Source organism: Bifidobacterium platyrrhinorum (assembly GCF_010667645.1).
Lineage (GTDB): Bacteria > Actinomycetota > Actinomycetes > Actinomycetales > Bifidobacteriaceae > Bifidobacterium > Bifidobacterium platyrrhinorum.
In genome coordinates this window covers 221,445-231,939 of the sequence record NZ_WHZV01000004.1, presented here as the reverse complement: position 1 = coordinate 231,939, position 10,495 = coordinate 221,445, and the positions used below count along the sequence as shown (strand labels likewise).

7 protein-coding genes and 3 tRNA genes are annotated in these 10,495 nt (G+C 66.6%); 3 read left to right on the top strand and 7 right to left on the bottom strand.

Going from position 1 to position 10,495, the window contains the following annotated elements; all coding sequences use genetic code 11:
• Positions 1–152 precede the first annotated feature (152 nt).
• From GFD21_RS06335 to gltX, 4 genes are all read right to left on the bottom strand, one after another.
• A tRNA-Gln gene (locus GFD21_RS06335) sits at positions 153–227 on the bottom strand.
• 38 nt (positions 228–265) lie between these two features.
• Positions 266–338, bottom strand: a tRNA-Glu gene (locus GFD21_RS06330).
• A gap of 606 nt (positions 339–944) precedes the next feature.
• A tRNA-Glu gene (locus GFD21_RS06325) sits at positions 945–1,017 on the bottom strand.
• A gap of 446 nt (positions 1,018–1,463) precedes the next feature.
• A complete protein-coding gene (gene gltX / locus GFD21_RS06320; RefSeq protein ID WP_163197086.1) occupies positions 1,464–3,005 on the bottom strand; it encodes a glutamate--tRNA ligase in 1,542 nt (513 codons plus the stop codon).
• A 124-nt stretch (positions 3,006–3,129) separates the two neighbouring features.
• Between gltX and GFD21_RS06315 the strand changes: the two genes are divergently transcribed.
• A complete protein-coding gene (locus tag GFD21_RS06315) occupies positions 3,130–4,398 on the top strand; it encodes a DUF805 domain-containing protein (protein WP_163197085.1) in 1,269 nt (422 codons plus the stop codon).
• A 171-nt stretch (positions 4,399–4,569) separates the two neighbouring features.
• On the opposite strand, the gene GFD21_RS06310 is transcribed toward GFD21_RS06315, so the two are convergent.
• Positions 4,570–5,622, bottom strand: coding sequence for a hypothetical protein (locus GFD21_RS06310; RefSeq protein WP_163197084.1), 1,053 nt, complete (start codon positions 5,620–5,622; stop codon positions 4,570–4,572).
• A gap of 38 nt (positions 5,623–5,660) precedes the next feature.
• Positions 5,661–6,320, bottom strand: a complete 660-nt coding sequence (locus GFD21_RS06305; RefSeq protein ID WP_163197083.1) for a histidine phosphatase family protein — start codon at positions 6,318–6,320, stop codon at positions 5,661–5,663.
• A gap of 230 nt (positions 6,321–6,550) precedes the next feature.
• On the opposite strand from GFD21_RS06305, the gene GFD21_RS06300 reads away from it, so the two are divergent.
• Positions 6,551–8,005: an MFS transporter gene (locus GFD21_RS06300; protein WP_163197082.1), complete on the top strand. Its 1,455-nt coding sequence runs from the start codon at positions 6,551–6,553 to the stop codon at positions 8,003–8,005.
• Positions 8,006–8,129: 124 nt separating this feature from the next.
• On the opposite strand, the gene GFD21_RS06295 is transcribed toward GFD21_RS06300, so the two are convergent.
• Positions 8,130–8,666 carry a GtrA family protein gene (locus GFD21_RS06295; protein WP_163197081.1) on the bottom strand — a complete coding sequence of 179 codons (537 nt, stop codon included), beginning with the start codon at positions 8,664–8,666 and terminating at the stop codon, positions 8,130–8,132.
• Positions 8,667–8,967: 301 nt separating this feature from the next.
• On the opposite strand from GFD21_RS06295, the gene GFD21_RS06290 reads away from it, so the two are divergent.
• On the top strand, positions 8,968–10,455 hold the full coding sequence (locus tag GFD21_RS06290) for an aldehyde dehydrogenase family protein (RefSeq protein WP_163197080.1): 1,488 nt from the start codon (positions 8,968–8,970) through the stop codon (positions 10,453–10,455).
• The last annotated feature ends 40 nt before the right edge of the window (positions 10,456–10,495 follow it).

The following is a 10,495-nucleotide window of genomic DNA, read 5'->3' as shown; positions in this document are numbered from 1 at the left end:
AGGCAACGGAAAATCCTGCGACAGCATCCGCATCACGCCCGGGAACTCTAAAACACCACGTTTAGTTCCTATAGGCCGGGATTGCGGTACGGGATTGATACGAGGAAGAGCTGTTGAAACAAGAAAACCCTCGCTTTCGCGAGGGTTTTCATTGGCTGGGGTGCCTGGACTCGAACCAAGAATGGCTGAACCAGAATCAGCTGTGTTGCCAATTACACCACACCCCAATTTGGCTGGCGTAACGATTCCGAAGAACCGTCCGTCGTACCCCCAACCGGATTTGAACCGGTGTTGGCGCCGTGAGAGGGCGTAGTCCTAGACCGCTAGACGATGGGGGCTTATTCTGTTTTCCGGTGTTTCCACCGTGTTGCTCGGTGAACCGTGCAACGAGTGATTAATATACGCGCACGTCACACCACGCGCAACTTACGGCGTGTCGCCAGTATTTCCAACGGTTTCGGCATCATACGAAGACGCATGGCACATCATGCGACTCCCCAAAAAGACGACTCGACTTCGAAAAAGCCACCGCCACATGATGCCGCCCGGCGCATCGCCACAGCGCAACCGCCCATGGCACCATCCCCATAACCCACGACTCCGCCGGCACCATCCCCGTAACCCACGGCCAGTTGGACATCCCGTTCCCGACACGGGAACCCCCTTGGCACCACCCCATAGCCCATAAGCCCCTAGCTCACAGCCCACAGCGGCGGATTCCACGGAGATCGACCCACCGCTCCGTGGAATCCGCCGCTTACGTCGACTCAGAGGCGTTTTTTACGGAGCAAGCCGGTCGGCTCCGTAATATCCGCCCCTTGCGAAGAGTATGCGGCGGTTCTTACGGAAAACGTCGACCACGTCCGTAAGAACCGCCGCCCGGCCGGAACGCCCGCGGATACGCGAAGACCCCGACTCGATCGAGCCGGGGTCTTTCCTGTTCGTACCCCCAACCGGATTTGAACCGGTGTTGGCGCCGTGAGAGGGCGTAGTCCTAGACCGCTAGACGATGGGGGCTTATTCATTTGTCGGCGTTTCCGCCTGCCGCGGCGAACCGCAACGAGTGATTAATATACGGGAGCCCTCCACCTTCGTCAACATCGGCGTGTCACATTGTGACTCCTTGGTTGACATCACGATGCAAATAGCTAAAAACCGGCCGTAATCCGCAACGCAGGCTCCCGACGATGGCGGCGGCGGGCCGCGCCGGGCGACGACGAATACCGGGGTGACGGCAACCCAAGAAACGAAAGAGGCAGCGTCAGAGGTCCCTGCTGCCGGTTCCCCGAAGGAAGCGCAGAGGAGAACGGGACGCGGCCGGCACCTGGCCGACACCTCGGCCTGAACGACGGCTCCCCAGCCTCCCGATGCCCTCGTCGGAGGAGCACAGGAGACTGGGGAGCCTTGAAATCGCACGAACACGAACATCGTGCGGAGCGCGTCACAAACGCGTCACAAACGCGTCACAGATGCGCGCGCAGTCCCTTGAGACGGGCGAGGGTCAGGTCGCGGCCCACGATCTCCATGGACTCGAACAGCGGCGGGGAGACGCGGCGGCCGGACATGGCGACGCGCACCGGGCCGAAGGCGAGGCGCGGCTTGTAGCCGCCCTCCTCCACGAGCGCCTTGTTCAGCGTCTCATGCAGGTTGTCGGTCTTCCACTCGTCCTCGGAGACGGCTTCGAGCGCGGCGATCGCCAGATCGAGCACGGCCGGCGCGGAATCCTTGAGCTGCTTCTTCGCGCCGTCGTCCGGCTCGATGTACTCGTCCGTGGACAGCAGGGAGCCGACCATGCCGGCGACCTCGCCGAGCAGACGCACGCGCGTCTGGACGAGCGGCGCGGCGGCCGTCAGGATCTCCTGCTCGCGGGAGGTCAACGCATCCCAGCTGTCGGCGGAGACCACGCCGTCGCGGTGCAGGTACGGCACGGAACGGTTGAGGAAGTCCTGCGGCTCGAGCATGCGCACATGCTCGGCGTTGATGGAGATGGCCTTGTCGAGGTCGAAGCGGGCCGGGTTGGCCTTCACGTCACGAACGTCGAACTTGGCGATCATCTCGTCCATCGAGAACACGTCGCGGTCGGGGGCGATGGACCAGCCGAGCAGCGCGAGGTAGTTGAGCAGGCCCTCGCGGATGAAGCCGGCGTCGCGGTGGTTGAACAGGTTGGATTCCGGATCGCGCTTGGAGAGCTTCTTGTTGCCCTGGCCCATCACGTACGGCATGTGACCGAACAGCGGCATCTGCTTGGCGATGCCCAGCTCCATCAGGTAGCGGTAGAGCACGATCTGGCGCGGGGTGGAGCTCAGCAGGTCCTCGCCGCGCAGCACGACGTTGATGTCCATCATCGCGTCGTCGACCGGGTTGGTGAGCGTGTACAGCGGGTCGCCGTTCGGGCGGACGATCACGTAGTCCGGCACGGAGCCGGCCTTGAACTCGATGGTGCCGCGGATGAGGTCGTCGAAGGCGATGTCCTCGTCGGGCATGCGGATGCGCAGCGCGGGCTTGCGGCCCTCGGCACGGAAGGCGGCCTTCTGCTCCTCGGTCAGGTCGCGGTCGTAGCCGTCGTAGCCGAAGGCCTTCGGGCGGCCGGCGGCCACGTTGCGGGCCTCGATCTCCTCGGGCGTGGAGAAGGATTCGTAGGCGTAGCCCGCGGCCAGCAGCTTGGCGGCGACGTCCTTGTAGATGTCGGTGCGCTCGGACTGGCGGTACGGGCCGTGGGGTCCGCCCACGTCGATGCCCTCGTCCCAGTCGATGCCCAGCCAACGCAGGGATTCGAGGATCTGGTTGTAGCTGTCCTCGGAGTCGCGCTGGGCGTCGGTGTCCTCGATGCGGAAGACGAGCTTGCCGCCGGTGGCGCGCGCCTCGGCCCAGTTGAACAGGGCGGTGCGGATCATGCCGACGTGCGGGGTGCCGGTCGGGGACGGGCAGAATCGGACGCGCACGTCCTTCGGCAGTTCGGGCTTGTGGTTTTTCGCGGATTCGTTCGCGTGTTCGGCTTCAGTCATAGTCCCCTATTGTGCCGCGCAAGGGCGACGTGGGACGGCATGCGGACGACGGGCCCGTGAAGGTTCACTTTTGCAGGCGATGCTGGAAGAATGGAGGCGGAAACGTGACTTCGAAAGGGGAAGCATGAGCAATCCAAGCAACGTTCCGCTGCCATCGAATCCGACGCCGCCGTCCGACGGGCAGCCGGCCCCCAACCCGTACGCACAACCCGCACCGGCCCCGCAGCGGCCGTACGCGCCGTATCAGGGGAATACGGCGAGCGCGGCGCCGGCATACGGCCAGGCGGCCCAGCAGCAGCCCGCACCCACACCCACACCCACACCCACACCCACACAGCCCTACCAGTCCAGCCAACAGCCGTACGGCGGGCAACCGGCCGGAGGACAGCGGTATTCCCAGCCCGCCAACCCGTATGCGGCTCCCAACCCGTACATGCAGACGGCCGCCGCGCCGGGCTTCACCGACGAGCCCCCGCTGGACAGGCCCTACTACGGGTGCTCCATCGACAAGGCGTTCATCCGCTTCTGGAAGAAGTACGTGGTGTTCTCCGGCCGCGCCTCGCGCGGCGAGTTCTGGTGGGTGATCCTGTGCAACGTGATCATCGGCGTCGTCCTCGGCATCCTCATCGCGCTCATCCACAGCACAACCAACGTGGATCTCGGTTTCCTCACCCTTCTGTACGACCTCGCCGTGATCATCCCGACGCTGTCGCTGTCGGTCCGTCGTCTGCATGACACGGACAGGCCCGGCTGGTGGATGGCGATCATCTATGGGGCGATCTTCCTGGGCGGCATCCTCGAACTCGTGGGAGGCGCATCGTTCCTCATCGGCGGCGCCGGCGCCCTGTTCGGCGGCGGCAGCGGGTACGGCGCGGCCGCGGCCGGAGGCGGCATCGCGCTCGTCATCGGCGCGTTGCTGAACCTCGCCGCCGGCATCCTCTACATCGTGTTCATGGCGTTGCCGAGCAAGCCGGAGGGCGCACGGTTCGACGCGCGGCCCACGCCGACCCCGGCCCCCATGCCGGGAGCGCCGATGGCGCCGGTGCCCGGTGCGCAGTCCCCGTATGCGCCGTACGGCGCACCGGCCCCGACCCCCATGGCGAATGCACCGGCCGCATCCTCGGCGCCCGCGCTGTTCACGCCGAATGTGCCGCCGATGCCGTCCGCGTCTTCCGCACCGGCGTACGGCGTCCCCGCACCGCAGACGCCGCAGGAGCCGGCCCCGCAGTATCCGTCGGCCGACGAGACGCCGTTCGACGCCGACGCCACGGTGCTCGGCCAGTACAACCCGGCCAATCCGAACGGCCTGGCCGCCGGGCCCGGCGAAACGTCGGCCACGGGGAACGCGGACGGCGACGGGCAACCCGCGCAGACCCCTTGGCAGGGCCGGTGACGCGGACGCAGCGGTCACGGAACGGATGCGTCACATCGCGTCCCACATCGCGTCGGTGACCGTCGAAACCTCTCTACCGCAGCGGGGCGTCGCCCGTGACATGGTGATGAATCCATGTCACAGGCGACGCCCCCACCGATATATGCACAACCTCGAGTCCCAAGGACCGCGCTACAGTTCCACGGTCTCCTTGTTGTCGTTCTTGACGTGGGCGAACTTGGCGGCGAGCGCCTCCTTGTTGCGCTTCTCGTCCTCCTCCTTGGCCTTCTTCTTGGCTTCGGCCGGATCCCACAGCACGTCCTCGCGGTGCTTCGCCCATTCGGCGGCGGCGAGCGGTGCGACGAACGCGGCGACGGCGTCGAGCCGCGCGGCGTCGGTCGACTCGGCGGCGGATCCGGCGGGCGCGGCGGCGCGGGCGGCGACCAGGTCGCGGATCTGCACGTCGGTCAGGCAGATGCGCGGCACGGAGATCTGCTCGCGCAGCTCGTTGACGACGAGCAGCAGCGGCAGCACGGCGCGCACGGCGGCATCGTCGACCGGCGTGGCGGAGCCGACCAGGGCCGCGCCGCTGCCGTCCGCGACCGCGTCGAGCAGCGCGTCGCACACGGCGAGCGCGACCGCGAACCGGTGCGCCATCGCGTCGACGAGCGCGGGTGACGGTTCGAACGCGTCGTCGTCGACCGGCACGGCGGCGGCACCGGCCGCACCAGCGGCTTCGGCCGCATCGCCGTTCCCGTCGCCGTCGCCGGCGACCGCGTACTCCCCCGCGTCGAACGCGCCGTCGTCCACGGCGGCTTCAACGGCGTCCAACGTCTCATGCACGCGCACGGACGCGGCGTCGTCCCAGGCGATGCCGAGATCGGCGGCGGCGTCGTCGACGAGCGTCGCGTCGCCGGTGTCGGAGAAGTCGGCGAGCGCGTCGTAGGCGTCGTTGGCGGCGAGCAGCGCGTCGACGACTGCCTGCGGGCGGCCGGGGATCGTGTCGGCGCCCTCGTACACGAATTCGGCGTCGGGCACGGTCACGTCCTCGCCGGTGAGGATGCGGGCGAACGCGCGGGTCACGCGCACCTGCAGGTTTTCGCCGTATTTCGCGTCGTTGTCCATCCTCATCGCGTCGGTAAGCGGCCACAGCGCGATCAGCCGCGCCGCCTCGCGCGCCGCCCCGCGCACGGCGGGCAGGGCGGCCACCCGCGCGATGCCTTCGGTGTTCAGTTCGGTCATCATGCTCCTTTGCGTCTTCACGTGACGATTCTAGTGTGCGCCTATGCGATGCCGGCGGCCGGGTCGACATACGTGATGGACATCACACGCCCGGTCCCGCAATCGAACGTGATGGAGGTGATGGAGGCGAGCGCGGTGTGGCGCAGGAACATCCAGTGTTCGGCGTGGCCGGTCTCCAGCAGGTGGCGGTAGGACCAGATCGGCGATTCGTGGCTGACGACGATGATCTGCTCGCCGGGGTGCTCGTGCACCTTCTCGCGTGCGAATTCGCCGACGCGCGCCGCGATGTGCGCGTACGATTCGCCCCAGCTGGGCCGCCACAGGTTGGCGACCAGCTTCCAGTTGCCGTTCCTCCACAGGGCGCCTTCGCCGTGGCCGATGCGCTTGCCCCGGAACTCGTTGCCGGCCTCGATGACGCGGGCGTCGGTCGTGAGCGTGAGCGGTTCCTGGCCGCGCGCCTCGCGCACCGGGTTCAACACATCGAGGATCGCCCCGGCGGTCTCGCGCGTGCGGTCGAGCGGCGACGAGTAGACGGCGCTCACGGTGTTCATCTGCGGGCTGTCGGCGATGTAGCGTCCGGTCGCCTCGGCCATGCGCCGGCCCGTCTCGGACAGGTGGAAGTCGGGCAGCCTCTCGTACAGCAGGTGATCGGGGTTGTACACCTTGCCGTGACGCACGAAATGGATGGTGGTGGCGGTCATCTTCCGGACTCCTTCGACGGTCGACATGGACGGGACGCGTGTCTTTCCAATCTACCGCGTGTCGCGGAACGGTCCCGCGTAGAGTGGCCGCGACGCAAACGTGCGCGTGCAAGCGACGCACGACCTTTGCGCGACCAACAGGACAGCACATCAATAACGATGAGGGCTCCGACGGCAACGCCACGCCGACGGGGGACATCCAATCGGGAGCGGAAAGGAGCAGGTGCAGCATGTCCAAAACCACACGCAATGATTCGGGCCGTACGCCGGTCGCGGCCGCGATCGGGGAGATCGGGCGGAAGGTGTTCGGCGGGTATGCGGAGCTGCTGCGCATCCCGCACACCGCCCGCTATTCGATCGGCGGCGTCATCGCCTGCATGCCGTTCCCAATGATCGGCATGACCATCACCATCTCCGTGCAGCACTACTACGGCAACTATTCGCTGGCCGGCATGCTCACCGCCGTCCAGGCGATCGCGCTGGCCGTGTCCACGCCGTTGCTCGGCAAGCTCACCGACAAGTTCGGGCAGCGCCAGGTCTCCATCCCGACGATCCTGGTATGGATCGCGGCGGCGATCGCGCTCACCACGTCGATCACCAACCGGGCGCCCGAATGGGTGCTGTACTGCCTGACGCCGTTCCTCGCCGCGATCCCGCCGTGGGGCGCGATGAGCCGCGCGCGCTGGACCCGCCTGCTCAAGGGCGACCGCGAGCGCACGAACCGCGCGTTGAGCCTGTGCGGCGTGCTCGACGAATGCATGTGGGTGGTCGGCAATCCGCTGGCCTCCACGCTGGCCGTGATCTCCGGCCTGCTCGCGTTCTCGTTCACCGGCGTGTGCGTGGTCATCGGCGCGCTCATGTTCCTCACCGAACTGTCGACCGAACCGCCGTCGCAATCCGATCTGGCGCGGGCCGAAGGCATCTCGCGCAAGGAGTACCGCGAGCGCGAGGCCGCGAAGGCGGAGGCGCTCAAGGCGGAGACCGCGGCCGAGGAGACGCGCCGCCGTCTGACCGCGCAGGGCGTGACGGACGAGGCCGTGATCTCACGCGAGATCGACCGCGCGGTGGCCGACGCCCGGTCCGGCAAGAAGACGTCGATCTGGGGACCGGGCCTGATCGCCGTGTGCGTGACCTGGTTCGGCCTGGGCGCGTTCCAGTCGGCCGCCGGCATCTCGATCATCGCGTTCGCGACCGAATCGGACATGAAGCAGTACACGGGGTTCGTGTTCGCGTGCTTCTCGATCAGCTCGCTGTGCGGCGCGCTCGTGTACGGCGCGAAGAACTGGACGATCCCGTTGTGGAAGCGGTTCTACTTCTGCCTGGCGGTGGTGAACCTCGGCATCGGGTCGTTCATGTTCGCGAAGCACCTGTGGGTCATCATGATCATCTACCTGGTGATCGGCGTATGCCAGGCGCCCACGTGGATCAACGGCAACCAGCTGATGCTGCATCTCGTGCCGCCGTCGCGCCTGACCGAGGGCATGGCGTGGATGGGCGCGATGAACTCGATCGGTTCCTCCGCCGGTTCGGCGATCGCCGGCCAGTTCATCGACCGCATGGGTTCGCACGGCGGTTTCATGGTCGTGACCGCCCTGGCATTGGGTTCGCTCGCGATCGCGCTCATCGGCCTCAAGCAGATCAAGACCTCGACCGAGCAGCCGACGCTCACCGAAGTGAGCGTGTGAGGGCGCCCGTTCCTTTCGGTTCACATACATGCGGGAGAGCCGCGTAACGGACATCCGTTACGCGGCTCTCCCGCATGTACGGCCCTCCGACGCAATGCCTTCGCGCCGGAAAGGAAGCGGAGTATTACTTCGGCCAGCCCTTGGGGGTGTGTTCCAGGGACCAGACGCCGAGCTTGTGGGAGAAGCTGTTCTCCCACTTGGCCTGGAGCTCCTCGGCGGTGAGGCGGTTCTCCTTGGACTTGAGACGGTTCATCGCGTTGGTGTGGGTGTCGTCGAGCAGCCACTTGCGGATGAGGAAGTTCCACACCATCACCACGGCGGTGGCGACGAGCTTGCCGACGTTCGTGCGCAGCAGGTATTCGGCATGCTGCGAGACGAAGGCGTCGCGGTTCATGCCGTAGGTGGAGATCCAGATGATCGCGTCGTTCATGAACAGGCCGACCACGGCGCCGGCGACGAAGATGACGATCTCCATCCAGCGGGCCATGTCGTCGCGGTGCTTGAACACGAACTTCATGCTCGCCAGGTAGTTGAAGATCAGCGAGATGATGAACGAGATGGTGGCGGCGATCACGTTGTGCATGTGGAACACGCCGACCAGGATGTTCAGGATGCCCCAGTCGATGACGAAGGCGATCACGCCCACGATGCCGAATTTCATAAGCTGTGCGATCAGTTTTCTCACAGAGGGTATTCAACACTATCGGGATGACCGTGTGGCGGCCCAACCGGTTTCCGGCCAACAATCTCCCCAATCGGGCGCAACGGGACATCCGAAACGGACGCGCCGGACCGCGGCGGCCGCCGCGTCGGACCGCGGACCACGACAGCCGCCGCAACGGCGGGAAGACCACCCGTCAACGCGCCTATCATGGCTATGGCACCGGCTTATGGCGCACGGGTTCATCGGCGACAGCGAACAACGAACAACGAACAACGAAAGACGGAGGACGGAGGACGGCATGGACCGCATCAGGATGTATATCGACGGACAATGGGCCGATTCCCCGTCCGGAAGGACGGCACGGATCATCAACCCCGCCGACGGCCGCCCGGTGGCGACGATGACGCTCGGCACCGCCGAGGATGCGGACAGGGCCGTCGCCGCCGCCGAACGGGCGTTCAAGCCCGGCTCGCCATGGCGGGAACTCACCCCGGACGGACGCGCGGAACTGATGCTCAAGGCCGCCGACCTGATCGAGGCACGTGCGGACGAACTGGCCGTGGCCGAGACCAACAGCGTGGGACGCGTATACCGGGAGACCAGATACGACGACGTGTATGCGGTCAGCGGCGCGTTCCGCTACTACGCCGGACTCGTCCACGAACTGCAGGGCCGGTCCTCCGCCGCGAACGGCGACATGATGACCGTGACCGTCCGCGAGCCGTTGGGCGTGTGCGCGGTGCTGGCGCCGTGGAACTATTCGATGGGCACCACGGCCGCCGGGATGGCCCCCGCACTGGCTGCCGGCAACACGGTGGTGGTCAAACCGTCATCGCTCTCCCCAGTCGCCACGGCGATGATGGTCCGGGCCATGGCCGATGCCGGATTCCCCGCGGGCAGCGTCAACCTGGTGCTCGGCTCCGGCTCCGAGGTCGGCACCGCCATCGCCCGCAACGAGCACGTGGCCAAGATCACCTTCACCGGCGGCACCGAAACCGGCAGGGACATCATCGCGAAGTCCGCGACCAGCGTCAAACGCTATGCGATGGAGCTGGGCGGCAAATCGCCGTTCATCATCTTCGACGACGCGGATCTGGACGTCGCCGTCGACCGGCTCATGTTCGGCGTCTTCCTCAGCCAAGGCCAGGTGTGCGTCGCGGGTTCGAGGCTGCTGGTCCAGGACACCGCCTACCGCCGGGTGATGGATCTGCTTGAGGAACGCGTTCCCGCGATCCGCATCGGCATGCCGATGGACCCGGACACCGAGTTCGGCCCGATGGTCTCCGAACGGCACATGGAACGGGTGCTGGACTACATCCGCATCGGCCGGGAGGAAGGCGCCAAGGCGCTCATCGGCGGCCACCGGATCACCGAGGGCGAATTCGCGCGGGGATATTTCGTCGAGCCGACCGTGTTCGTGGACTGCACCCCGGACATGCGCATCGTGCGGGAGGAGATCTTCGGCCCGGTGCTCACCGTGCAGACCTTCACGGATGAGGCCGAGGCCATCCGGCTCGCCAACGACACACGTTACGGTCTCGCCGGCGGCGTGTTCACCTCGGACATGGGCCGGGCGCTGCGCGTGTGCGCCGGCGTGGACACGGGCATCATGTGGGTCAACACGTATATGGACGACACCCAGGGCATGTCGGTCAGCCCCCACGGGCAGAGCGGCACGACCGTGGACGGCGGCCTCGACGGGCTGAAGGAATACACCGTGCTCAAGCAGATCAACCTGAAGTTCACCCCGTCCAAGGCGGGCTGGTTCGGCGGCGCGGAGGACTGAGGGCCAAGGACGGGCAACGGACGACGGACGGCGAGTCATG

Coding starts and splice junctions, on each gene's coding strand:
- gltX (WP_163197086.1), bottom strand. CDS start 3,005: ATGACTGAAGCCGAACACGCGAACGAATCCGCGAAAAACCACAAGCCC.
- GFD21_RS06300 (WP_163197082.1), top strand. CDS start 6,551: ATGTCCAAAACCACACGCAATGATTCGGGCCGTACGCCGGTCGCGGCC.
- GFD21_RS06315 (WP_163197085.1), top strand. CDS start 3,130: ATGAGCAATCCAAGCAACGTTCCGCTGCCATCGAATCCGACGCCGCCG.
- GFD21_RS06295 (WP_163197081.1), bottom strand. CDS start 8,666: ATGAAATTCGGCATCGTGGGCGTGATCGCCTTCGTCATCGACTGGGGC.
- GFD21_RS06290 (WP_163197080.1), top strand. CDS start 8,968: ATGGACCGCATCAGGATGTATATCGACGGACAATGGGCCGATTCCCCG.
- GFD21_RS06310 (WP_163197084.1), bottom strand. CDS start 5,622: ATGATGACCGAACTGAACACCGAAGGCATCGCGCGGGTGGCCGCCCTG.
- GFD21_RS06305 (WP_163197083.1), bottom strand. CDS start 6,320: ATGACCGCCACCACCATCCATTTCGTGCGTCACGGCAAGGTGTACAAC.